Source organism: Pseudomonas sp. GW-45, from assembly GCF_056896675.1.
Map to the genome: position 1 here is coordinate 1,176,885 of NZ_CM167674.1, position 24,215 is coordinate 1,201,099.

The window sequence follows — 24,215 nt, forward strand, 5'->3', positions numbered from 1 at the left end:
CAAAGGAGTGTTCATGTCTGAACGCAGAAGATACAGCCCGGAATTCAAGCGCGAAGCCATCGCGCTGTCTCGCCAGCCAAGTGTCAATCGCCGCCAGGTTGCCTTAGAGATTGGCATTAACCCTAACCTGCTGGCGCTTGAAGCCGCAGAGGTGCCAAGCAAGGCCTTCAAGGGCTCGGGAACGCCGCGCCACGAAGAGGGGCCCACTTGAAGCGCAAACTGGCACGGGTATAAAGGAACGTGACTTTTTGAGCGAAGCGGCAGTGTTCTTTGCAAAGGAGTCGTCTTGAGGTATCAGGCGATTCAAAACTGTCGCAATCTTTTCCCGATACGTCTTATGTGACGCTGCCTGAAGGTATCGGCCAGCGGCTATTACGCTTGGGCATCTCGTGCGCAATCGAGCAGGACAACAGCGAACGAACTTCTGTCCTCACGGATCAGGGAAGTTCATGATGGTAGCGGCGGAATGCTTGGGTCACCCCGTATGCACGAAGACTTAGCTGTCGGTGGCGTTGCAGTCAGCCCGAATCGGGCTGCAAGGCTGGTGACCAAGCACGGCATTCAGGGGTGGTCCCGCAAGAAGCGAGGACGCCTCGGGCGCGCATCAAATCGGCCACAAGGTATTCAGAATCATCTTGAACGGTATTTCTCCGCACTGGGAGCTGATACCGAGTGGGTCATTGACATAACGGAGATCCCCACGCAGGAAGGAAAACCTGTTTCTTTGCGTGGTCCTGGATTTATTCAGCAAGCTGATCATCGGCTGGTCTGTGCGCTACCGGCAGGATTGGCAGAGGGTAATCAGAGCCGTTCAAATGGCTGTCGGGCAACGTCAAGGCAAAAACCCGGTGATATTGCATTCAGATCAAGGCAGCCAGTTCACCAGCGGTGATTACCAGCGATACCTAGGCAGTAACGATTTGATCAGCAGTATGAGCGCGGTTGGCCATTGCGGAGACAACGCCGTCTGTGAAGGTTTTTTGGGAATGCTGAAACGAGAGCGAGTACACCATCGGCGTTACCGTACGCAGGACGAGGCGAGAGCTGTACTGTTTGAATGCATCGAGCGGTTCCACAATCCCAGGATGCGACGTAGAGTTGCTGCTCAGGATCGGAAGCTCACAGCCATTTTATAACCGTCCGTGGAAACGGGGTAGAACCCGACTGAAATCAGCAGATCATAAATCCAGTCCTAGTGATTAGGGTTTTGCCTCTTTCATTGGCGGCAATAGGAACGCAGGGTCGCAGTCTAGCGAGCTGGCGATCCTGTACAACTTCGTGACTGTTATGTTTACCTCTCCCCGCTCAATCCGGCCCATGTAGCTGCGGTCGATATTGCAAGACAGCGCAAGCGTATCCTGAGAAATTTGACAAGCCATTCTCTGCACCCGGATTCGCGCTCCTAGCGCCTTCGCCAGTTGGTCCATAACTGCCTCAATGTTATCTGAGGCGGAACTATCCTGTGTTTGCGGACTAGTAAGCCACGGACTATAATCCTCTATTAGGCTCTATTTTTTGGTTAGTTGAATGAAATGAGCCTCATTAATGATTGGCTGACGGTTATACGGGTGCGCCGTATAGAGCGTGGAAAGCTGGCCGAAGACTTTGTGCACACAAACGGATGGTCCGCAACTACATGGTCATTACTGAGCTGACGAACAGAAATTGAACATTTAAAGGTCATGATATGGCGCTCAGGCTAGAGTTCCTAACCGAGGATCAACAGGCAATCAATTTAGCGAATCGATACTGGGCGATGGACGAAGAAGGAGAGTATCTGGAAAGGGTGGCCGATCTTTTACCGTTTCGAGATATCACCAAATCAGGTGCAGTCGCTAAATACCTTCGTGAGATCTGCAGAGCTTTCGATGAGAACCAAATCTGCCCTGTGTGTGAGGAAGGAATATATGTAAGTGCTCGGGTGGATGCCAAGAAAACGCTTCGTCGAGCTCACCAAATTTGCGAAAGCTGTCAAAAGCGGCAAAAGAAAGATAGGGAATATCTAGAGGTTACGGAACGAGCGGAGTTGGAGCTCTATCTTGGTCCACACATCAAGAATATTCAGGAAAAAGCCGTCTCTTATAGAGAGTTTACGGATGATACGGTAATCATATTGCAAGCTTTAAGCGCCCTTATTGGTCCGCGATTGATGCAAGGAACATTCTCTCTTAGAGATTGTGAGCAGCTGACGCCTTTCGGGGCGACTAATTTTGTTGACCGTTTACATATTAGAGAAGTGCTGTTAGATGATCCCACTGAAGCCCCGTATGGGACTTATTCTGTAGAAAATGGGAAATTACTGATAAAGAAATCAACGGCTCGTTATTTCTTGCCGCCCGATATAAATCTCGGGACGGAACCAGGAGCAATCAGCGAGATATTTGATAGGAAGTTCTCGGACGCAGACGCACTGAGCAATCTATGGCTTGATTTTGCCGTCGCCGACGTTATGAGGTATATGGACTATCAATGCTCGCTTCATAATCAATATTTTGATATAGAGTCTATCCAGAAAATCGAGGATATTATACGCAACGGTTTGCGCACTTACAGCGTGGCTCAAATGTGGTTCATTATGTGGAAAGTCACAAGAGACGCTGCGGCTCTAGCCAGCCGTACTTATTATAGTCAAGAGAAAGCGACTGCGACGATCCCTACAAAAATTCGTAAGCAGTTAGAAGCAGCCTGTCAGGGTGCAAAGTTGCGTAACGACTGGTCCCGGCCAGAATTTCACATCGCAGGTTCTATAGCGATGGTGTTCAATTCGAAGTTCGGAATAGATGAGTTTACGAAAGGTGATGAAGTTATAAAAATGTTCTTGGGAGTCCGTAGCCAAGGAATTGAAGAACAAGATATCCATAAGGCGGCGGCCATTTTCATAGAGAATACATGGGAAGGACCGGCGTTTTGCAAGGTAGTTGTCGCGTCAGCCGTGTTTTTAAGCTGCTATTTTCACTGCCGGCTGCTCCCTCTCTGGGTTGAGTGTGACGGCGCCGATAGGTTGCCAATTTCGCGTTGCACCTGACCAGCGATGAGGGTGTCTATGACGGGCTTGCTGGTACAGCACATGACGCTTGGCCAGTACTTCTTGATCCTCGCCGCGATGGCGCTGTGCCGGGGTCACGAAGCGGATGCGGCTATGGCGGTGTTCATGGTTGTACCAGCGGATAAAGTCGCGCACCCAGCTGCGTGCGGCTTCCAAATCGGCAAAGCCATCCTGCGGCCATTGCGGGCAGTATTTCAGGGTTCTAAACAGCGATTCCGAGTAGGGATTGTCATTGCTTACACGGGGTCGTCCGCGCGACGGGGTGATGCCAAGGTCGTACAGCTTGCTCAGCAGCGTCACTGATTTCATTGGCGCACCGTTATCCGAGTGCAGCACCAGGGGTTGGCCCGCGCAGCGCTCGCCGAGCACGGTACGCTGCATCAGTCCGGCCGCCCGCTCGCCGCTTTCTTGCTCGTAAACCTCCCAGCCCACGGCCTTGCGGCTGTAGATATCCTCGATCAAGTACAGGTAGTAATACTGCCCGCGCACTGGCGATGGCAGGTAGGTGATGTCCCATGACCAGACCTGATTGCTCTTCGTTGCACTGTGCGTGGTCGGTGCGGCGTGCTTGTGCGGCGCATGACTGCGACCGCGGCGATGCTGCTGATCAGCGGCTTTCAGCACGCGGTAAAAGGTCGCCTCTGAAGCCAGGTAGCGGCCTTGATCGGCCAGCCTTGGCACGATCTGACTCGGCGGCAAGCTGGCAAATGGCGGGCTGTTACAGACCTCCAGGATGGTGCGACGCTCCTCAGCACTCAGGGCATTGCTCGGGCGCGGACGTGGCGTGGTCGTACGCACATCGGCCTGTATAACCGGTGTCAGCGCCCAGCGTTGCAGGCTGCGTAACGACAGGCCGATCTCTGCGCAGGCCACCGCCTTGCGCGCGCCAGAGGCGACGGCGTGGTTAAAGCGTTCAACGAGTTGTTGCCGTTCTGGCAGCGAGGTCAAACGTCCTCGCTGTCGTTTCCCCAGAAGGCATTCATCTTTTTTCTCAGTACCAATATGGCGGCGGTTTCCGCCAGCGCCTTGTCCTTGCGCCGCAACTCGCGCTCCAGTTCGGTAATGCGTTTCTTGTCGGCACGTGCTTGATCTCGCTCTGCCTTGAGCTGCGCTTTAGCGGACATCTGGCCCGTAATGCAGGCTTGACGCCACGCGCTGATTTGCTCGGGGTACAAACCTTTGCTGCGGCAGTATTCGCTGAGCTCGATCTCGCTCAGGGTGGCCGCATGCAATACCGCTGCGAACTTGGCTTCAGCGGGCCAGTCATCGGTGTTGTTCTTGTCTCCAGGCACTACCGCGCCTCCTGCTTTGAGCTTGGTGCGCCAAGCATACAGCGTCGCTTCGGGGACACCTTCTTGGCGAGCGAGCTCAGCTACGGAGTGGTTGAGTGGCGGGAGTAACTTGTTCAGCAGGGCAGCTTTACGCTCAGGTGAATAGCTCGACATTACAGCTCTCTTTGACGCCCCCGATCTATCGTTTTGATAAATCAGCTCAGGCGACAACTAGCCTGACACCGGGGGGGACAGGATCCGCTTGCCGCATTAAATACGTTCGCCACGCTGATCCGAACAGGCTTAACGACGGAAAATGCGATACTTGAGCTTGTAAAATGATATGCAAAGCTATTTCGTTCACACCCATTCGCTTAAATTTTACGTCCGGTTGAAGCTGATAATTAAACATTACTCTGGGTAGGATAGTTCCGAAATGCGGCATCATATTTTTCTGAATTAAAAAATTATGCTAAAAACTCTATGGTGTGACTGACTTTCTGTATAGGGGAGCTATTCATAAGTATGTCACGGTTCAGCCGAGGTCGAATGCAAAATAGACTAGTTACGCACAAAATTTTAGCTACCAACACGGTGGGCGACGACTGGATATGCTCAGACATACATGGGCAGATAGATATCTTGCAATCGATGCTTCTTGAAATTGATTTTGATCCCAAGGTAGACCGACTGATATTTGTTGGCGACTTGATTGATCGTGGTCCTGATTCGCTCAAAGCTCTAAACTTCGTACTCAATAGCCCTCAATACTATAGTGTAATTGGAAATCACGAATTGTTGTTTTGGGCCAGCTACCGGGATTCAAAATTAGTAAATAAAAGGCGTGGCTTGGGCGGTGAATGGGCAGACAGTCTTTCTCGTGCCGAACATCAACGCTTGATGCAAGAGATAGAACGACAGTTTCCTCTCGCTATCAGCTTGCAAACTAGTCAAGGCGTCATCGGCATTGTACATGCCCAATCTCCTTTTGATTCTTGGAGAAAATGGAAGACGGAGCCTTTTTCCTCCGAACTGGCCAAAAAGTGCACTTGGGATTGGTCTAAATCACGAGCCGGAGGAGCTATGGTCAGCGAGGTTGATGTGGTTGTTTCTGGGCACATCGGAAGAAATACTCTGATTCGGGGAAATCAGATTTGGATTGACACACTGGATACTACTGGACGACCCACAATTTTGTCCGCATGCGATCTGATCGGTATGGTCAGTCAACGCTGATAGCCTATTGTTCTGCACAGAATTACAATAGAGAGCTAAGGCGAGTTAGGTAAGTTTTTGAAGAAAACTCATAGCGGTGGCGAGGTGAAAGCTCGGTCTCATTAACTGTGAAGGTGGTTTTAAGTAATTAGTATAAAATGAAGATGTGCCAAGGTATGGTGGTGTTAATGTAAAATAATATATCTTTTAATTATGGTATTTGGTTCCGACTAATGTTGCCATTACGTTTTTCAAAACGTGCTCGCCCAGATTTTCACCTATTAATTCCTCGCGGAGTCCAAAAAACATGAGCAAACAGTTCTCGCCGAGCGACCGCTTGGTGTTTTCTGATGAAGAAACACGTACTGCCTTGGGTGTGGCTATTGAAATTTTGCAACTGTGGGGGGGGGCGCGAACCAGAAAGCTTCGTTATTCTCGGATTTGACCTGGGTGTTATCACTAAAGGTAGAGCGCGAAAAGATATAACCGAGGAGCAAAATTATCGTATCAGCGTGATCCTAAATATACATGCAACTCTCCGCTTAGTATTCCTTAATCCAGCCAACCAGCACGGATTCATGAGAATGCGTAACAACAACACGTTCTTTAATGGTCGTACTCCTTTGGAGATAATCAAATCGGGAGACCTTAACGCTTTGCACGAAACCTGGCATCGAATTAAAAGCTTGGAGCAACCGATGTAACTGATGAAATAAAAAAACTCCTGACGCCTTAAGAAAAACGGCTGAGCGTTTTAAGGTATTTTACGATCGTCCGGCAGCACTGTTTTGCTGTTCTCAAGCAAGCGAAGCGCTAACTCTTGTCTAACGCCCGCGTCAGAAAGCCCTAGGCTGGGAACCGTCAGCACCAAATGATCAAACTTGTCGTCAGGCCAACCAGCTGCGTCATCATCGATTGCCAACCATTTTTGACTGGAGGTTAAGCGTTTCAAATAAGAATCAATCTGCTCGTAGCGGCTTTGCTCGTCCCAAAGGATATGACCCGATCCGCTTAGTTTCATCGCAGAGTGCCAAGTGGCACCCACCACTTTAGATGCCAACTGTTTTGGCAGTGCTTTGAGCGCTCGCTTGAAACCAAGCTGCCTGACCCAGCTGGTGGATAGCACAACCTGGAGATCAAGATCAGAAATCGTTTCTGCCAATATTGGCGCCCACATGAAGAGATCACCTAGCGCTCGCAACTCGACACTGCCGTCGCTCCTAAGAACAACATCATCGGGGTGGAGGACTCCGTCGTAATCCAGAAACAGCAACATCTCACTTACCTTTGATTTATTTGAATACGGTTTTCACAGTTACTCATTAACAGCATCGCAGTGCCAGGCCACGTATATAGGTCTCAAGCTTATTGGGAGCCTGAGTATTCGAAGCATAACGTTACCAGTACAACTCAACTAATGTCATTGCTGACATGCAGATCAATCCATTAACTGATCATAGCTTAATACAAAGTGATATCTGTACGCTACTGAACAATCACCCCAGCACCAAGCTACGGATAATGTACAGTCACCCTCACGGCTAACTGTTTGTGAAGCACAGAAACGCTATCTCGCTTGCGCCACCAACAAATAGTGTTCTATTGTAATTTAATTCATTGCCGGCTTTAGAGCGAGAGTAATGCATCCACCTAACTTATCTGTTTTAGCAAAAAAAAGAATCGAGAGAGGCGAACGACACATGACTCCACGGTCGAACACGGCAATCTCCATATGCCAGTAGATACATTAATACTGCCGAACAAACTAAATCTGACGTCAAAACGAGATATCGACGACGCTGAAGCCGAACTCCTTTTCGAGCTGTATAAACACGTTTTTAAACAGCCTCTGAAGAACCTAACCTTTCAAAATATTATACGGTGGCATCAGCAATGGCTCGGCAGTCTGTATGACTGGGCAGGGGAGCTGCGCTCGGTCAATTTGAGCAAAAATGGATTTCAATTCGCCGCGACGGCGCAGCTATCCAGACTGTCAAAGCAGTTCGAACTGGACTTCCTAAAATCTTTTGCGCAATTGCCAGAGATGCCGAGAGACCAACTCGTTCGTTTCCTCGCTGGAAGCCATGTAGAGCTGGTGCTGATACACCCCTTCCGTGACGGCAACGGCCGCCTATCACGATTGCTTCTTGACGTCATGGCAGTAGAGGCTGGAGGTGCACCGCTAGACTACGGCGTATGGGTGGAAAACAAAGAGTTCTATTTCAAGGCGATCCAGGCAGGAGCTGGCGGCGACTCAATGTCATCAACTTAAGCAATTTTCCTATAAATATCATATAATTAGCACTCAAATCAGCGCATAGGAAAAGTAACTTTGCCCCCTCAAAACACACCGTTTGACACTGCCCAGCAAGTCATGCTTGAAAATTGTAAAAAAAATAACCAACAAGCTTGATTGCCCCGTCTTTATTGATACCTACCGCCAACGCCCTCAAGACTTTACCCGCCGTCGTCAATTGACCTTCAAGAACCTCGTCCTATTCTTGCTCAACCAGCCGCGCACTGCCTTGCAAACCGAGCTAGATCAGTTTTATCGCGTGCTCAATCAGTCCTCAGTCGAGACCCAAGTCGTCACTGCGCAAGCCTTCAGCAAGGCACGCAACAAGCTCAAGCCCGAGGTGTTTGCCGACCTCAATCAACACCTCCAGCAACAGATCGACAGCCTTGGGCTGCGCCAGACATGGCGTGGACTACGGATACTCGCCGTGGATGGTTCGACCGTTCACTTGCCGTTGGAGCAGGCTGTGACTCGCTTTTTCGGCAGCCACTGCGAGTTCCCCGTTGCACGCTTTTCCACGCTCTACGATGTCGCCGACGGTCAGACTCTACATAGCCTGATCGTGCCCTTCCAGGTCGGCGAGCGCGATTGTGCTCACTTACATCTCGACCATGTGCCCGCTGACAGCCTGACGCTGTTTGATCGCGGCTACCCCGGACACTGGCTGTTCGCACTATTCGAGCAGCAGAAGCGGCATTTTCTGATGCGTCTACCTTGCGGCTACAACGCGCAGGTTAGACAGTTTCTCCAGTCGGGACAGACCGATGACACGCAGCTCTTCACTGCCAACCACCCCGAGGCGCGCCTGTTCTGCACAGAGGCCGGCGTCGACCCCGGACGTCCGATCCGGTTGCGACTGATCCGGGTCGAGCTGCCGGGCGGCGAAAGCGAGGTGCTGCTGACCTCCTTGCTGGATCGGAAAACCTTCCCGGCCGACGTGTTTGCAGATCTTTACCATCGTCGCTGGGGTATCGAAACCGACTACCGTCGCATCAAACAGACCCTGGGTCTGGACAACTTCAGTGGGCGCAGCGTGACGGCAGTGAAGCAGGACTTTTATGCCGGACAACTACTGAAGAATCTGGCACTGCTGATGCAACATCTGCTGCAACCGGTCATCGAGCAGCGCCACAAAAATCGCAAGCTGCGCTGGAAAGCCAACTTCACACAAGGGGTCTCACGCCTCAAGAATACTCTGGTCGACTTGCTGGTGCGCCCCTGTGTGCTTGGGCTGTCCAACGTGCTGACGCTGATGGCCAGCAGCCTAAGCGCCGTACGCCCCGGGCGCAACTTCGAGCGTAAACGAAAACGCGCGGCCAGTCGTGGCTGTGAGGGTTACAAGCCGGCGCGCTGATAACACCGACCACCTGAGCTACCGCGTAAAACAGCTGGCCAGAAGCGGCCGGTACGCGCTCGCCTGTAAAACGCGAAAACTGATTGACGGTGCGATTCGACAACCGCTGGATTAACATCAGCAGCGCTGACCCACCAGACAAACGCTCGGCGTGCAGTGAAAATCGATCGCAGCGGTCAAGCCAAACCCAGGGCTGCTTGCCTTTTGCGGCATCGGCGGCTTAAGTTGATGACATTGGGTTCGAGCCCCGTCCGCTGCGCCATATAACTCAAGGGTTTACAGCGTTTTTGCTGTAATAGCTCTACTTGTTATCCGAATTGTCACTTCAGCGTCACGCCATCGTCATTTAATTACCTTAGTGTTGAATTCTGATTCGCAATAAAGCGGGTCGTAACATTGCTAAAGGTGATCATATGGCACCGGAACATGTGACGAATTCTGTTCTCAGGGTAGAAGGGTTGGGTGTCACCTACCCAGGGGGCGTTGTGGCGCTGCGTTCGACTTCCGTGAGTTTTGCTCACGGCGAATTCACTGTGCTGCTGGGTTTGTCCGGTGCGGGCAAGTCAACCTTGTTACGCACACTCAACCATCTAGTACAGCCGTCCAGCGGGCGGGTGGTATCCAGCGAATTTGGGCCGCTTGATGCGCGAATTGGCCTACGTAACCACCGGCGCAAGACCGCTATGGTATTTCAGCATCATCAGCTGATCCTACGTCACACGGCGCTGGCTAACGTGCTAACGGGCCGGCTGGCCTATCACAGTACGTGGCGCAGTCTGTTCCCCTTGCCCCGGCATGACCTTGATCTGGCTCTGCATTGTCTCGACCGCGTGGGTTTGGCCGACAAGGCACTGATGCGCGTCGATCAACTCTCCGGCGGGCAGCAGCAACGGGTGGGCATTGCCCGCGCACTAGCCCAGGAACCTAGCATGATTCTGGCCGATGAGCCCGTTGCCAGTCTGGACCCGGCCACCTCGGAAATAGTGTTGTCGTTACTCAAGCGTATCTGCCAGGAAGATGGCATCACTGCCGTGGTGTCTCTGCATCAACTTGAATATGCCCAGCGTTTTGCCGACCGCATTATCGGACTGGCCAACTCCCATATCGTTTTTGATGGCGCAGCGGGTGAATTGAATGAGGCCCAGCTTGCGCGCATCTACGCGGCTCCTGAAAAGGCCAACACCCTGGCAGCTGACGCCTGCCCTGGAAATGCGAACCCTGCCCCCCACCTTCACTCTGTTACAAAGCTGGAGATTGCTCAATGAAACTGCTTAACAAAATAGTGCTGGCCGCAAGTATTTTTGTCGCGGGTGCGAGTTCCACACTGGCTGCGGATGCCAATCCGGACACCCTCAAGGTGGCACTGCTACCCGATGAAAACGCGTCAGAGTTGATCAAACGCAACCAGCCATTGAAGGACTATCTTGAAAGCACGCTGGACAAGAAGGTCCAGCTGATCGTCACCACGGATTACTCGTCCATGATCGAGGCGATGCGTTTTGGCCGGATTGATCTGGCCTATTTCGGTCCCTTGTCCTACGTCCTGGCGAAGAGCAAAAGTGAAATCGAGCCTTTTGCCGCAATGCTTGTCGATGGCAAGCCTACCTACCGTTCTGTATTGATCGCCAACGTTGATTCGGGAGTGGAATCCTACGCGGACCTGAAAGACAAGAAGATGGTCTACGGCGACCGTGCTTCAACCTCCAGTCACCTGATCCCCAAAACGGTGCTGGTGGAGGCTGGGTTGAAAGCCGACGAGGACTATCAGCAACATTTTGTGGGCAGCCATGATGCGGTGGCGGTGAACGTAGCCAATGGCAATGCCGACGCTGGTGGGCTGTCAGAGGTGATCTTTAAGCACGTATTAGAGACTGGTCTGATCGACCCGGCCAAGGTCAAGGTGCTGGGTTACAGCGGAGAGTACCCGCAATACCCCTGGGCCATGCGCTCGAATCTCGACGCCGATCTCAAGGCCAGCATCAAGAACGCTTTTGTCAATCTGGACGATCCGACCGTTTTAGAGAGCTTCAAGGCCGAGGGTTTTGCTCCGATCGAGGACGCCGATTACGACATCATCCGCGATATGGGTAGCCTGCTTGGGCTCGATTTCGCCACCATGTAAGGAGCGGTTATGAGCGTTCATTCGAGCGTTGCGTTGACAGAGACGGCTGATCGCCAACAGGTGCTGACTGATTATGGTCGGGGCTGGAAGCGCAAGCTGGCACAAGCCGCTGCGGTTCTCGGTGTGGTGCTGGTTGCCAGCTGGTATGTGAATTTATTGGACTTTGACACCCTAGCCCAGGGTGTGCCGGCCATTATGACCCTGGCCGGAGAGTCCTTTCCTCCTGATTTCAGTAATGCGGCAAACTGGTTTTCGCCATTGATCGATACCTTGGCGATGAGCATCGCGGGAACCGCAATTGCTGTCAGCCTGTCTTTGCCGCTGACGTTTCTGGCGGCGCGCAACACGTCGCCGCATCCGGTGGTGTTTCAGTTGACGCGGGTTGTGCTGAACGGACTGCGGTCGGTGCCCGAGCTGATCATGGGCATCATCTTTGTAGCGGCGGTTGGTTTTGGGGCCTTGCCAGGCGTGCTGGCGCTCGGGCTGCATTCAATTGGCATGGTCGGCAAGTTTTTTGCCGAAGCCATAGAGCATGTGGATGAAGCGCCAGTGGAAGCCGCTCGGGCTGCTGGCGCCACGCGACTGCAGGTGCTTTTCCATGCCGTATTGCCTCAGGTCCTGCCGCAGTTTGCGGATGTTTCAATCTACCGCTGGGAATACAACTTCCGCGCTTCCACAGTGATGGGCATGGTCGGCGCTGGGGGGATCGGCTTTGAGCTGATGGGCTCTTTGCGAATCATGCAATACCAGGAAGTGCTCGCGATCTTGCTAGTCATACTGCTGATGGTAACGCTGGTGGATGCACTTAGCGGCTTTCTGCGCAAATCATTCAAGTAAGAGCTGAATATGAAACCACGTGTCGTAATAACCCATAAAGTGCATGACGAAACCCTTCAGTTACTCGCTCCGCATTGCGAGTTGATAACCAACCAAACTACCGAGACGCTGCCCCGGGATGAGGTGTTGCGCCGGGTTAGCAGTGCGCAGGCTATGATGGCGTTCATGCCTGACCGTATCGACGCTGATTTTCTCGATGCTTGCCCGCAACTCAAGATTGTCGGCGCGGCGCTGAAAGGGTTCGACAATTTTGATGTGCAGGCCTGTACGCAACGGGATGTATGGCTGACCTTTGTACCGGACCTGCTTACCGTGCCAACGGCCGAACTGACCGTTGGGCTGACTATCGGATTGGTGAGGCAAATCAAAGCCGCTGATGAGTATGTCAGGTCGGGTGATTTTCAGGGTTGGACGCCGCAGTTCTATGGGTTGGGCATAGAGGGGTCGACTGTAGGCATCGTCGGTATGGGAGCGATCGGCAAAGCGCTGGCGCAACGGCTTAAGGGCTGGGGCGCACGAGTCCAGTACAGTGAGCCGCAGGCGTTGGGCTCTGATGAAGAGGCTGCGTTAAACATTGAATTCTGTTCGCTTGAAGCGCTGCTGGAAACATCCGATATCGTAATCCTGGCGCTGGCACTCAATTCCTACACCCTGCATACGATCAATGCGAGTCGCCTTGCTCTAATGAAGGCGGGTGCGTTTCTGGTTAATCCCTGCAGGGGCTCGGTGGCGGATGAACAGGCGGTGTTGGACGCATTGCGCAGTGGCCACTTGGGAGGATATGCGGCGGATGTATTTGAAATGGAGGACTGGGCCAGGGATGAGCGGCCGCGCACGATCAACGCGGATTTGCTGGCGCATCCGAATACATTGTTCAGTGCGCACATAGGCTCGGCGGTCAGCCGGGTGCGCATGGCAATCGAGCGCAGGGCTGCAGAAAACATACTACAGGTGCTGCGGGGTGATATACCGCAAGACGCTGCCAATCGGCTTGCCAAGGTTGGAGAGCTTGCATGCTGAATCTGGTCTGGCTCAAGACGCTGGTCGCCTTGTTTCAGTACAGGAATTTCCAGACCACCGCAGACCGGCTGGGTATCGCCCAGCCGACGGTGACGCAACATGTTCAGAAGCTGGAGGAGCAACTTCAGGTGGGGCTGGTTGTGCGCGGGCGCGCTGGTTGTCAGCCAACGCCCGAGGCGCTGCTGCTGTTGCCTTTTGCCGAAAGCATGTTGAAGCTGAATGATCGTGCAGTGCGTGCAATCAAGGGTCGGGACCTGCGCGTGGGAGCAAGTTCGAATATCGGCATCTATATGCTGCCGCCCTATGTGCGCTCGTTCGTTACCGCAGAGTACAACCCTGATCTAGAGCTGGTAATCGGTAGTAATCCAGCTATTGCGCAGAAGTTGGGGAATGCAGAGCTGGATGTGGCCGTCATGGAGTGGTGGCAGCCTCAAACCGGCTTTCAGGTCCGAAGTTGGAGAAAGGAGCCGCTGGTGCTGATAGTGCCTCCGACGCACTCCTATGCGGAACTTTATGAGGTGGGCCCAGAGCATCTGGCTGGTATGGAACTGATTGGGGGGGAGTCTGGCACCGGTACGGGCCGGCTGCTGGATCGTTATTTTGCTGATAAAAGCGCCATCCCCGGAGTGTCAATGCAACTGGGCAGTACGGAAGCGGTTAAGCAGGCAGTCAAAGCGGGGCTGGGGGTTTCGCTGGTGCTGGCTTCCGCCGTAACAGAAGAGGTTGGGTCAGGCAGTTTGTGTGCCGTCCCGTTCAGCGGGGCGGGTCTGGATAAGGAGCTGATGGTCGTCTGGCGTGAAAACCCGGCTAAATCGGATCAGTTGCCGGGTTTTGTCAGTCACTTGCTTAATGAGTCGGAAGTTAGCTCCTGCACATTGGCAACACCTGAGCTGTGATAACGTCTTGTTTGGGATTTAGCTTGCCTATAAGAAAACACTCCGCCCAATGTTTTGTTCCCCCACTTGGTTTCGGAAACGGGTAGATAATAGTGGATGCTCGCAGAGTGATATTAGGCTGAAAGCCATGTGTCGCCTATGGTCTGGTGGAGTTCTGTGGGTTTTTACAGAATTCATAAAGGCGGACTGATCCTCCGCCACTATTCAACGACAAAGCCCCGTAAATCGGGGCTTTGTCGTTTCTGGGTGTTGCTAACTCAGATACGCAAATACCGCGCCTCACTCAGATTGAGTAGGTCGGTAGAGGTGCTGACTGGGATTGTTTTGCACCACGACCTCTGCTGACGTAAGGGAAGGCACCCCCGTTCAAGTGAGTTGATAGAGATGACCGGTACGATGCTGTAAAGTGCTGCTTTGATACGGTTTTATACGGCCTGTTCTCTGTGGGTTGGTGTTGTACGACCCAAGCATCGAGGCGTTGACACCTCTGCCCTGTGAAATCGCGGTGAGACGCTATAATCTGCTATAGGCATTTTCTCTTAAGTAGGAGGATTAGATTATGGCTGACCAATGGCTAACCACACTCTCCACAAATACGCCGCAAGAAGGTTTTGAGCTCGCAATAACACTGAGCCGTCGCGGCGTAAAATATACCCAACCGGACCCAGAGGTCCTACATAAACTGCGGCCTGAGTACGCCAATGACGCGCATGAGCTTACCGCTGCGTCCCAAGTTATCGCTATAAACTTCCAGACAGTGGCTGCGGCAAATAATTACTGGAAGAAGTAACCAAGAAAGGCAACGATAACGTCTTTGCCCCACGACCAATGTCATCAACTTAAGCAATTTTCCTATAAATATCATATAATTAGCACTCAAATCAGCGCATAGGAAAAGTAACTTTGCCCCCTCAAAACACACCGTTTGACACTGCCCAGCAAGTCATGCTTGAAAATTGTAAAAAAAATAACCAACAAGCTTGATTGCCCCGTCTTTATTGATACCTACCGCCAACGCCCTCAAGACTTTACCCGCCGTCGTCAATTGACCTTCAAGAACCTCGTCCTATTCTTGCTCAACCAGCCGCGCACTGCCTTGCAAACCGAGCTAGATCAGTTTTATCGCGTGCTCAATCAGTCCTCAGTCGAGACCCAAGTCGTCACTGCGCAAGCCTTCAGCAAGGCACGCAACAAGCTCAAGCCCGAGGTGTTTGCCGACCTCAATCAACACCTCCAGCAACAGATCGACAGCCTTGGGCTGCGCCAGACATGGCGTGGACTACGGATACTCGCCGTGGATGGTTCGACCGTTCACTTGCCGTTGGAGCAGGCTGTGACTCGCTTTTTCGGCAGCCACTGCGAGTTCCCCGTTGCACGCTTTTCCACGCTCTACGATGTCGCCGACGGTCAGACTCTACATAGCCTGATCGTGCCCTTCCAGGTCGGCGAGCGCGATTGTGCTCACTTACATCTCGACCATGTGCCCGCTGACAGCCTGACGCTGTTTGATCGCGGCTACCCCGGACACTGGCTGTTCGCACTATTCGAGCAGCAGAAGCGGCATTTTCTGATGCGTCTACCTTGCGGCTACAACGCGCAGGTTAGACAGTTTCTCCAGTCGGGACAGACCGATGACACGCAGCTCTTCACTGCCAACCACCCCGAGGCGCGCCTGTTCTGCACAGAGGCCGGCGTCGACCCCGGACGTCCGATCCGGTTGCGACTGATCCGGGTCGAGCTGCCGGGCGGCGAAAGCGAGGTGCTGCTGACCTCCTTGCTGGATCGGAAAACCTTCCCGGCCGACGTGTTTGCAGATCTTTACCATCGTCGCTGGGGTATCGAAACCGACTACCGTCGCATCAAACAGACCCTGGGTCTGGACAACTTCAGTGGGCGCAGCGTGACGGCAGTGAAGCAGGACTTTTATGCCGGACAACTACTGAAGAATCTGGCACTGCTGATGCAACATCTGCTGCAACCGGTCATCGAGCAGCGCCACAAAAATCGCAAGCTGCGCTGGAAAGCCAACTTCACACAAGGGGTCTCACGCCTCAAGAATACTCTGGTCGACTTGCTGGTGCGCCCCTGTGTGCTTGGGCTGTCCAACGTGCTGACGCTGATGGCCAGCAGCCTAAGCGCCGTACGCCCCGGGCGCAACTTCGAGCGTAAACGAAAACGCGCGGCCAGTCGTGGCTGTGAGGGTTACAAGCCGGCGCGCTGATAACACCGACCACCTGAGCTACCGCGTAAAACAGCTGGCCAGAAGCGGCCGGTACGCGCTCGCCTGTAAAACGCGAAAACTGATTGACGGTGCGATTCGACAACCGCTGGATTAACATCAGCAGCGCTGACCCACCAGACAAACGCTCGGCGTGCAGTGAAAATCGATCGCAGCGGTCAAGCCAAACCCAGGGCTGCTTGCCTTTTGCGGCATCGGCGGCTTAAGTTGATGACATTGGGCGGCGACTACACCCATATAGAACGACTGATAAACGACGTTATTGAGCTGTAGCACCAACGTCTACGTCAGAAATCACCGCGCCAACCTCAGCTTCGGAAACCTTCTGACACCCTTGGCCAAGCGAGCTTCAATCTGCTGCACTGGCTCCCCAGTCTCTATTGCCGTCGAAGACGCAACTGAGCGGCATAGCCGTTCAGTACTGATTCGATCAACCGAGTTCGACTTGGTCATACGCCCTCCTGGTAAGAACACTCTTTGGCGCTAATACTTCTGACTCAAGTACGTGGGGCGGCAAGAAAGTCGCCTCACTTAATCGTGAGCGCACCATCCACAACTGCCTCGCAAAGGTATGGCCGCTGCAGTAAAGGGCCGTACACGGGGTATAGCGACCTGGCAAGCTCAGCACTCCGCCTCGAGGAGCCTAAAACCTAACTTATAGGAATCGCCTGCGTACCGCTCACTGAAAGGATGCCGCGGCAAACTTGCTTATAAGCATCTGCAGACAAGAAAGCCACTTTGTCAGTCAGCAGCGTATCAATCGCTTTGTAAAAAGCTGCGTCGAGCATGAAATCTGACGCTGACTGGTTACACAATCTTGCTGCGAGCTCGATCGTTTCAAGCGCGTCTGAGCGGACAACAATATTGAAATTAGACGTTTCTCCGGTCATTTGTCACCACCGTAATTAAATTTACCTGCATGGGAAAAAAATCAACAGATCCTCCAAGAGTGTCGTGTAATTTGGACTCAACACTTACGTCGCATGGCCCGATTAGGGTTGAACGGTTCTCGTGCAGGACGTAACGTGCGCCGCCGCAACTTTGAGTTAGTCTAATACTATACCCGTACACTAGGGTCCATCGCTGCCGCACGATTGCAACGGGACCAACTGGTAACCTATCGCAGGCTTGCTTGAGCTTCTATCCGTGCTTAGCCCTCCCTATCATCGTTCGATGATGATGCCCCACCTAACCACGTCGGACTTTCGGAAGTGGCGCCATTAATCTTTGTTGGGAGATTCCGGCAATGCTAGCGTTGTATATAAAACGCTGAGCGATTTCAGCCATCTTTGCTAGTTCAGACCTGAGGGCGTCGTTCTCCCGCTGTAGGCGTTCAATTTTGTTCATCGCGTCCAGCATGCTTTGCGGCCTCGGGACGTCCTTGACCATTGTAATCGCTTTCCTTAGCTCTTCTTTTTTTACATGGTAGGCGTTTTTGACGATTGGCTTTTTGGAGAGCGCTTGTCGAGTCGGGACATAGCTCAGAAAACTTTTTGAGGCAGTGCAGATGTTGTTCCAGTTGAATGCCTCTTCCTGTGGCCAATTTCGGATCATCTTAGCGATTTTATTAAGCTGTGAGTCTGTGATCGTCTTAGACATCGTCTGGGTTCCATAACAAATCAAAGCAGGCCAGTAGGTCATCGCCATACTCTATGCCCAGCTCATTTCTATCCAGTAGCCTAACTTCGGCGACTGAGGACTTCGTCTCAAGAAGGGTCTGCTCGTGACTAAAGTTAGTGCTGTCTGCTAATTCTATAGGACTGCCATTTGGGATGCTCGAATCATTGAGCATGTTTACAAGCTGGCTTAGTCGTCCGATCTGCGGTCCTGCCACTTGCAACCAACGTGAGGCTGCTCGTTCGCCACTATCAACTGCCTCTTTGGCTGCATTGTATGTACGGATCAAGTGCTCGCGGTCTCTGGTTACGGCTTCTGCTACAAGCTTGTCGCCCTTACATATCAGCAGCTCGGAGCAGTTGAGGCAGTCAGCGAAGCGGTTGCACGGTCCTGCACGCCAAGACCTGCGGCACAACCCGTACCGGCTACGATGAAATGGTCCTTGGCTGTGTATCTCCGCTACTTCATCGGTAATTGGCTGCTTATGGTTTTGTTTTTGCTGCATACCTAATAAGACAGAACTTTTGTTAGCCGCTTCTTCGGGGGAATCATTAAGGTATGTCAGCGTTTGATGAGAAGAGGCGCGGCTGCTCCAAGCAGTGATGGTGTCAATAGACACCTCGCTTTGCCTCGCAAGTCGGTTGAGCAGATGGCGCAAACTGTGAGATTTCAGCTTGATCGACTCAAAGCCGTGCCGGGAAAAAAAGCACATAATTTTTTGATGATGCAGAGCCGAGCCCTTCAAACGCATTGTATAATAGTGCTGGTTGAAGGGGACCAGCAGGACTGGGCATACGCTGCTTCGTAGACCAAACTGGAAGCGCAAAAAGCACATCAGTGACTCAGACATTTTCAACGGCTTATGGTTTTCATTTATCGGTTCTTGGTAAGGAAAGTGCGGATTCAACTTGCGATGCTCTGCGAGAACTAGTTGCCAGAGTGAGTCAAGTGTGAACCCCTTAAGTGAATATTTGCCGGTATGCCTGTGAATAAAGTCGTAGCATGAATTAAGATTAGGGAAGCCTAGCGCAGCTGATACCTGATGCCGTGTTAGTTCTTGATCATCAGCAACGTCGGGACAGTTCTTGTGTCGATAGAACTTGTTCGGATTCCCTTCCATGTAACTGGCAAGCCTGCGACCTTCTTCTGATATGCTCTTTAGTCGCTCTATGGCAATTACTGCGTTAGGTGCCATAGTTGTAGGGATCGCCTTAGGTATAAATTCTTTTATTTTTGGTGTCCAATAGTTGAGGTGATGCTGAACGTTATCATCCTTATCTGCACCTTGACGGAGGCAATCTACGCGCAGCTTTAGTGTCTCACTAATCCGCATTGGGACACTCAGAAGAATACACGTAATGCTAGTCACCAAAATATCGGCGTCTTCCAATCGTTGAGAGTGCCCGCGGCTGAAAACGCTGGCAATGGCAAGGAGAGCATCTTGGTCGGGAAGCTTGGCCGCCTTTTTTTCAGCATTCGCATATGTGCCGTTTGCGTAGGTGTATGAAGCCGTCCGGACATAGGGGTGTGTCCAGTAGCGAACAGCTTCAGTAACAATGAAGAAGTCGGAAAGTGTTCTTAGTATATACAGCATCTCGTCAGCAATGTGCTGTCGCGTTTTCTCCGTTCGTATTATCGCAACGACGTGATCGAAATGGCGCTGATTTATCTTGGTGATATCAGGCACGGACATGTCGTTCTTGAGCACCATTTCGAGTAGCCGAAATGCAGTCATCTCTCGACCTGGGTTTTTATGCGGTTTAATTGTATGACGGTAGCGCAAATAAGCCTTGGCGAACTCTACGAACGCGGGATGCATTAGTTGATGTGGCTTGGGCTTCTTGCTCGGATGCAGCTTCCGGTGCTCATGGTTGGTGAACCTTACGCTGTGATACGGTAAAGGCCAGCGATTGTTCTCCCAAAAAAAATCTGGTTGATCGGCCCAAAGTTCCAAGTGCTTTTTTGAAAGCTTGATCAGGTTATGCAAATTTTCTTGCGCAGTTAACTCTTTCCTTGGCGTAAATTGAATAATTTTAGCCATCATATAAGCCCAAGTTCTATCTTACGTGCCTCGCAGCGGCGAATACAGTTTTGTACTGCGAGAATGTCTGCTGAAAGATCTATAGGTACGAGCAAGTTTCTAGCACCTCCAATGCATAATGACTGGTTTTCTTCTTCCTGCCTGGTTTTTAGTGCTTCAAGTACCTCTTGGTGTGGGGCGGAGACTAGGGGCTCGAAATGCTTGCAACGATAGCAGGGAATCGGTATGGAGGTGGTGGCGCAATAGCTATGGTTACCGCAGCTACCGACGTTTTTCAGCTCGCCGCTTTTTGCGAATTCGAGTCGGCTTGTTGGGTCATTGAGACGACTAGCCTGTTGTTCGTTGTCGATAAGGTTGCCAGCAAATGCCATCGCCAGCGGTGCAAGAGCAGGCGCTAAAGCTTGATCCAGTTTGCGTGCGTCCTCGGCTGGATCGTTGTAGTAAGCCTGTAGGCTCTTCCATTGAGTATGTCCAAGCCAGTGGGACAAAGTATGCAACGGCACCCCTTTACGTGCTAGTTGGCGAGCTCTGGTGTGTCGGAGCCGGGTTGCATTAACGAGAATTGGGCGATTTGTTCGGTGGCTGAGAGGCGGCTCGATATCGATACGTCCTCCAGGTCGCCAAGCAAGAGTTTGAGAGACTTTAGTTGGCCGGAGATGGAAAAGCTGGTGGTCGAGATTGCGGCAAGGGACTAGCTTATAGTGGTCTGTAAGCACGGATATAGCTGCTTTAATGCGATTTTTATCCGTAAATACTGGTAGGTTTTTAAAATCAGAGTCGGAAATGAGAGAACCAAGATGTAGTTCAATCATTGCTCGAATCTCTTTGCGGTGAATCTCGAACAAGCTCCACAGATGGCTTGGTAAGGGATGGTGCTCGAACCTACTGTCGCGAAAGCCGGTCTCTGCATTCAAGTCTTTGGCGCCAGGAAAGCTCACTAACGGCCCGGTTAAGCCCGAAATATCACCTTTTGCTGCGATCCTGAAGTCCTTGATCTTCAAATTTGCGAGCTGTACAGGGCGGCGAGCATACTGCATTGACAGTAAAGCTAGTAGGGTTCGGCTGGCTGAGAATTGGCCCTCCTCGTAGTTCCGCCAAACGCTAGCGAGTACCGCTTCGTACTCCTCATCACTCAGCCAGCTTTTTTCAGGATCGTCTGATAGCACGTTCCTATTTTTGTTTCGAGGGATTCGAAGCTTTATGAGCAGTTCTAGTGCCTCATTGCTGATCGCAAGAGGATCTTGTGCTTTCCAAAAAATAAAAAAATTTCTAATTGATTTTATATTGACTGCGACCGTTGGTGATTCTACTGCTTGAGAAATCCATGTTTCGTCAAGCGTCCTCGCGGTGGTGCGTTTCAGTGTTTTGTTAATTGCGTACATTAGGGAAATAATCGCGGTTCTGGTGTAAGAGCCTTTTATTGAGAAAGCAAGGGCCGCTTGCTTGAATGACTCTTTATGGGCAAGGTCTAGTTTAGATAGCCCCTCAGCCATATGCACAGCACCGTACCCAATGTAGCAAAACGCATCCTGCTCCCAAACTACATCTGGTGAGGGCCGTTGTGGTCGCGTCGTTCTTTGAAGTTCGAAATCTGAGTTGGGGTTGTTTTCGTACGGTAGGATCATGGCCATTTTTTTTGGTTCATCACGTATGTCCGGGGAACGCGGCCTTGATCTTCAGGAAGAAGTAATCGGTGTCGCGGTACCCATAGGCCATGCGCTTGATCACTTTGATCTTATTGTTGATCCCCTCAAGCTGGCCGGTATGCATCGGCCAACGCACCCTAGCCAGAATCCCTCTCCAGTAAGGCTTAAGCACTTCAGCGAAGTGCATCAAAGCCGGAATGCCGCTCTCAGCAGCATGGGCATGCCATTGCTGCCACCGTCTTCGCCATTCCCAAGCGTCAGGTGCTGTCCAGAGCGAGCGTAGACTTTCCTTCATCACGTGAACCGTCATGATGGGCTGGTTCGCTTGCAGCACTTCATCAAGCCGAACCTGCTCGCGCTCGTTGAGCGAGGCTGGATTACGAAGCAGCAGCCAGTGAGCCTGCTTCACCACCCGTCGTGCGGGGCGGTCGTGGCGTAGCTGATTGGCGGCGTCCACTCGCACGCGACTGATGACCTCCCGGCCATACTTGGCAATGACATGGAACAGATCGTAAACCACACGTGCGCGGGGGCATCGAGCTCGAACCTCGAGATCGAAAGCGGTATTCATATCCATGGCCACCGCTTCGATACGGGCGCAGCCTTCTGGTCCAAGCTGTTCAAAAAAGGGCCGAATGGCCCGGCGGCTGCGGTCCTGGGCCACGTATAGAACCCGACGTGTATCGGCATCGAGGATCACACTGGCGTAGCGATGCCCCTTAAATAGGGCGAACTCATCCATGATTAGGCGGCGCGGTTGGGCCGTCGGAAGTGATGCCACAAGGGACTGGAGACGCTGATGATCCAGGCGTCTGACCGTGCTCCAATGCAGACCAAACATGTCTGCCACGTGCGCCACCGGTAACCGAGCGCAGCATTCTGCAGCCGCCTGAGCCAGCCGCTTAGTCAGGCGCGCGTGTTTATCAAGCCAGCTCACCTGTTGCAGGCAGTGCCCGCAGTCAGGGCATTCCAGGCGATACAGAATCAGATCGAGAATAACGGGATGACCGAGCATGGGAAGGTCGCGTACGCGACGTCTAACTCGCTCATGTATCTGGCGGCAAGGCTTGGCGCAGCCACCGCAGGTAAGTGATGAGTCATCAGGAGTCAGCGAAACGCAGACGTGGCCGTCGAGAAGTTGTAAATCGAGGACGTAGAAGTCCTTCCAGAACGGCAGCCAATCGGTATGATCAAGCATGAGACGGTGCTCTCGGATTATGGTGTTGGTCGCACAACCATCATGACCGAGATGTCACCGCCTCACCTCATTCCAGAAACGAAAAGTCCGGGTTGCCCCGGACTTCCGTGAAGAACCTTTTTTTTGCCCTCTGTGCATTGTGTCTGATGCGAGCTCCCTACCGATGTCGTTGACCCTTTCTTGTATGTGCCGTTGGTTGTAGAGCAAAGACATGTTTGAATTGGGTTTCCAGCCCATCAACATTTCTCGCATGGTGCGTTCGGTTTCAAACTCCAATCCCTCTTTGTCCGCCAGCTTGGAAAACCTGTAGTTCCAATCGTGGCGTAGAAGGTGAGGGTGTAACGGTTCCAGCGCGGGAAAGGCTTCCTTCAGTTTGTCCAGCGCAGAGTTGAATCCAGTTTCTGTTACGGGGTTACTTTGAAAGCGTCCGCCGCGGTGGTTCAAAAATAAGAAGTCACTGCCGTCGCTGGGTCGCCATTTATCTCGATAGCGAATAAGTTGCTGCTCTGTCTCAGCTGATATGTTGACGATGCGCCCAAGGGTCTTCGCAACCGGCTGGTGAACCCTTGAGTCGAGCTTGTCGTGGTGGTTGCGCTCGATCCGTAATCTAGCGCTTTCACCGGCGATCGCTTCGACAAAATTTGCTAGCTTTAAACTTAACAATTCGCCACGACGCATGCCTGTCTCATACAGGATTCGCAACATGACGACGTTTCGCATGCGGGGTCCCTGATCGCCTTCTTTTTTAACCCCATTGAGTGGGTTTTTGAATAACTCAAACAGTGCTTGCGTTGTCTCATTCGGTAGTTGCATTACAGAAATGCGCTGCTTGCTGGCTGACGAGGAACCACTCTTACGTGCGACTGCTGATATTAGGGAATGGTGCTGCTCATCGATAGCTGCTTTAACATCTGCTCCTATCTCGCCGATTACTTCACATGCCAGCCATCGCAAGTACCTCGCTGCATATGCAATGTACGTGTTCGCTTTATCGCGACATATGACGTCCCAATCGCGGCCACTTCTGCTACTAACTAGGTGTTTTACCAAGCTGTCGATTTCGAACTGTTGCAGGAATTGTCTGCTTGGGAAACGTAGGGCGAGTCTGATATTTTGTTGAGCCTCCCACTCACACACCCGCTTGACCGCTTCTAGGTGTACTTGCTGCGTTTTATGAGTGGCGCGGGAGCGCACCGAGCGGGCGATGTAACTCGTGGGGTAGTACAATGGAAAGCCACCCTCTTCTGCATCGTAAAGCTGCGAGAAGCGCTCACCATCGTAGGTAACGAAATGTTTAACCTTGTAATTCATGTTTACATTTTAGTCTAGTGTGGTTTTAGTAGAAGTCTAGGTTACATTTCTTATGCGTCAATTTAGAGTTATTTTTATAGATTATCTTTTGTAAATTAGTTGGTTA

The 24,215-nt window shown here is 52.1% G+C and carries 21 protein-coding genes and 1 pseudogene; 13 read left to right on the forward strand and 9 right to left on the reverse strand.

Going from position 1 to position 24,215, the window contains the following annotated elements:
• Window positions 1-13: 13 nt before the first annotated feature.
• A pseudogene (locus AC1XYH_RS05285) lies at window positions 14-1,136 on the forward strand (IS3 family transposase).
• 63 nt (window positions 1,137-1,199) lie between these two features.
• Here the strand turns inward: AC1XYH_RS05285 and AC1XYH_RS05290 are convergent.
• Window positions 1,200-1,427, reverse strand: a complete 228-nt coding sequence (locus AC1XYH_RS05290; protein ID WP_483325606.1) for a helix-turn-helix domain-containing protein — start codon at window positions 1,425-1,427, stop codon at window positions 1,200-1,202.
• Window positions 1,428-1,687: 260 nt separating this feature from the next.
• On the opposite strand from AC1XYH_RS05290, the gene AC1XYH_RS05295 reads away from it, so the two are divergent.
• Complete coding sequence (locus tag AC1XYH_RS05295) at window positions 1,688-3,025, forward strand: hypothetical protein (RefSeq protein WP_483325607.1); 1,338 nt, start codon at window positions 1,688-1,690, stop codon at window positions 3,023-3,025.
• Here the strand turns inward: AC1XYH_RS05295 and AC1XYH_RS05300 are convergent.
• A protein-coding gene (locus tag AC1XYH_RS05300) for an IS3 family transposase (RefSeq protein WP_169850854.1) occupies window positions 2,939-4,491 on the reverse strand; the annotation gives its coding sequence in 2 pieces (ribosomal slippage) (window positions 2,939-4,029 and window positions 4,029-4,491; 1,554 coding nt in all). The two genes, AC1XYH_RS05295 and AC1XYH_RS05300, sit on opposite strands and share 87 nt — an antisense overlap.
• Window positions 4,492-4,866: 375 nt before the next feature.
• On the opposite strand from AC1XYH_RS05300, the gene AC1XYH_RS05305 reads away from it, so the two are divergent.
• Together AC1XYH_RS05305 and AC1XYH_RS05310 are read left to right on the forward strand one after the other, a co-directional pair.
• Window positions 4,867-5,553, forward strand: a complete 687-nt coding sequence (locus AC1XYH_RS05305) for a metallophosphoesterase (protein WP_158611320.1) — start codon at window positions 4,867-4,869, stop codon at window positions 5,551-5,553.
• Window positions 5,554-5,882: 329 nt separating this feature from the next.
• Window positions 5,883-6,236 carry a hypothetical protein gene (locus AC1XYH_RS05310; protein ID WP_123891383.1) on the forward strand — a complete coding sequence of 118 codons (354 nt, stop codon included), beginning with the start codon at window positions 5,883-5,885 and terminating at the stop codon, window positions 6,234-6,236.
• A gap of 50 nt (window positions 6,237-6,286) precedes the next feature.
• Here AC1XYH_RS05310 and AC1XYH_RS05315 read toward each other — a convergent pair whose 3' ends face one another.
• Entirely contained in the window at window positions 6,287-6,808 is a 522-nt protein-coding gene (locus tag AC1XYH_RS05315; RefSeq protein WP_483325608.1) for an HAD domain-containing protein, read from the reverse strand.
• A 456-nt stretch (window positions 6,809-7,264) separates the two neighbouring features.
• On the opposite strand from AC1XYH_RS05315, the gene AC1XYH_RS05320 reads away from it, so the two are divergent.
• The 9 genes from AC1XYH_RS05320 (at window position 7,265) to AC1XYH_RS05360 (ending at window position 16,278) form a co-directional block, all read left to right on the forward strand.
• On the forward strand, window positions 7,265-7,804 hold the full coding sequence (locus AC1XYH_RS05320) for a Fic/DOC family protein (RefSeq protein WP_218565815.1): 540 nt from the start codon (window positions 7,265-7,267) through the stop codon (window positions 7,802-7,804).
• A gap of 106 nt (window positions 7,805-7,910) precedes the next feature.
• On the forward strand, window positions 7,911-9,182 hold the full coding sequence (locus AC1XYH_RS05325; RefSeq protein ID WP_123891385.1) for an IS4 family transposase: 1,272 nt from the start codon (window positions 7,911-7,913) through the stop codon (window positions 9,180-9,182).
• 413 nt (window positions 9,183-9,595) lie between these two features.
• Window positions 9,596-10,447, forward strand: a complete 852-nt coding sequence (gene phnC, locus AC1XYH_RS05330; protein WP_123891386.1) for a phosphonate ABC transporter ATP-binding protein — start codon at window positions 9,596-9,598, stop codon at window positions 10,445-10,447.
• A complete protein-coding gene (gene phnD / locus AC1XYH_RS05335; RefSeq protein ID WP_123891387.1) occupies window positions 10,444-11,304 on the forward strand; it encodes a phosphate/phosphite/phosphonate ABC transporter substrate-binding protein in 861 nt (286 codons plus the stop codon). Before phnC ends, phnD begins: the two co-directional genes overlap by 4 nt.
• A 9-nt stretch (window positions 11,305-11,313) precedes the next feature.
• Window positions 11,314-12,141 carry a phosphonate ABC transporter, permease protein PhnE gene (gene phnE, locus AC1XYH_RS05340; RefSeq protein ID WP_123891388.1) on the forward strand — a complete coding sequence of 276 codons (828 nt, stop codon included), beginning with the start codon at window positions 11,314-11,316 and terminating at the stop codon, window positions 12,139-12,141.
• 9 nt (window positions 12,142-12,150) lie between these two features.
• Window positions 12,151-13,161 carry a phosphonate dehydrogenase gene (locus AC1XYH_RS05345; RefSeq protein WP_123891389.1) on the forward strand — a complete coding sequence of 337 codons (1,011 nt, stop codon included), beginning with the start codon at window positions 12,151-12,153 and terminating at the stop codon, window positions 13,159-13,161.
• The gene (locus tag AC1XYH_RS05350) at window positions 13,155-14,057 is read left to right on the forward strand and encodes a LysR family transcriptional regulator (protein ID WP_123891390.1); all 903 of its coding nucleotides are present in this window, start codon (window positions 13,155-13,157) and stop codon (window positions 14,055-14,057) included. Before AC1XYH_RS05345 ends, AC1XYH_RS05350 begins: the two co-directional genes overlap by 7 nt.
• A 559-nt stretch (window positions 14,058-14,616) precedes the next feature.
• The gene (locus AC1XYH_RS05355; protein WP_123891391.1) at window positions 14,617-14,847 is read left to right on the forward strand and encodes a hexameric tyrosine-coordinated heme protein; all 231 of its coding nucleotides are present in this window, start codon (window positions 14,617-14,619) and stop codon (window positions 14,845-14,847) included.
• A 159-nt stretch (window positions 14,848-15,006) separates the two neighbouring features.
• Window positions 15,007-16,278: an IS4 family transposase gene (locus AC1XYH_RS05360; protein WP_123891385.1), complete on the forward strand. Its 1,272-nt coding sequence runs from the start codon at window positions 15,007-15,009 to the stop codon at window positions 16,276-16,278.
• 668 nt (window positions 16,279-16,946) lie between these two features.
• Here the strand turns inward: AC1XYH_RS05360 and AC1XYH_RS05365 are convergent.
• From AC1XYH_RS05365 to AC1XYH_RS05390, 6 genes are all read right to left on the reverse strand, one after another.
• Window positions 16,947-17,186: a type II toxin -antitoxin system TacA 1-like antitoxin gene (locus AC1XYH_RS05365; protein ID WP_123891392.1), complete on the reverse strand. Its 240-nt coding sequence runs from the start codon at window positions 17,184-17,186 to the stop codon at window positions 16,947-16,949.
• 298 nt (window positions 17,187-17,484) lie between these two features.
• Window positions 17,485-17,895 (reverse strand): hypothetical protein, encoded by a 411-nt coding sequence (locus AC1XYH_RS05370; RefSeq protein ID WP_123891393.1) that lies wholly within the window; start codon window positions 17,893-17,895, stop codon window positions 17,485-17,487.
• Window positions 17,888-19,957 carry an integrase gene (locus AC1XYH_RS05375; RefSeq protein ID WP_235869801.1) on the reverse strand — a complete coding sequence of 690 codons (2,070 nt, stop codon included), beginning with the start codon at window positions 19,955-19,957 and terminating at the stop codon, window positions 17,888-17,890. Before AC1XYH_RS05375 ends, AC1XYH_RS05370 begins: the two co-directional genes overlap by 8 nt.
• Window positions 19,954-21,585 carry a site-specific integrase gene (locus AC1XYH_RS05380; RefSeq protein WP_483325609.1) on the reverse strand — a complete coding sequence of 544 codons (1,632 nt, stop codon included), beginning with the start codon at window positions 21,583-21,585 and terminating at the stop codon, window positions 19,954-19,956. Before AC1XYH_RS05380 ends, AC1XYH_RS05375 begins: the two co-directional genes overlap by 4 nt.
• Window positions 21,586-21,598: 13 nt before the next feature.
• Window positions 21,599-22,798, reverse strand: coding sequence for an ISL3 family transposase (locus AC1XYH_RS05385; RefSeq protein ID WP_182250114.1), 1,200 nt, complete (start codon window positions 22,796-22,798; stop codon window positions 21,599-21,601).
• A gap of 54 nt (window positions 22,799-22,852) precedes the next feature.
• Window positions 22,853-24,109 (reverse strand): tyrosine-type recombinase/integrase, encoded by a 1,257-nt coding sequence (locus AC1XYH_RS05390; protein WP_483325610.1) that lies wholly within the window; start codon window positions 24,107-24,109, stop codon window positions 22,853-22,855.
• Window positions 24,110-24,215 lie beyond the last annotated feature (106 nt).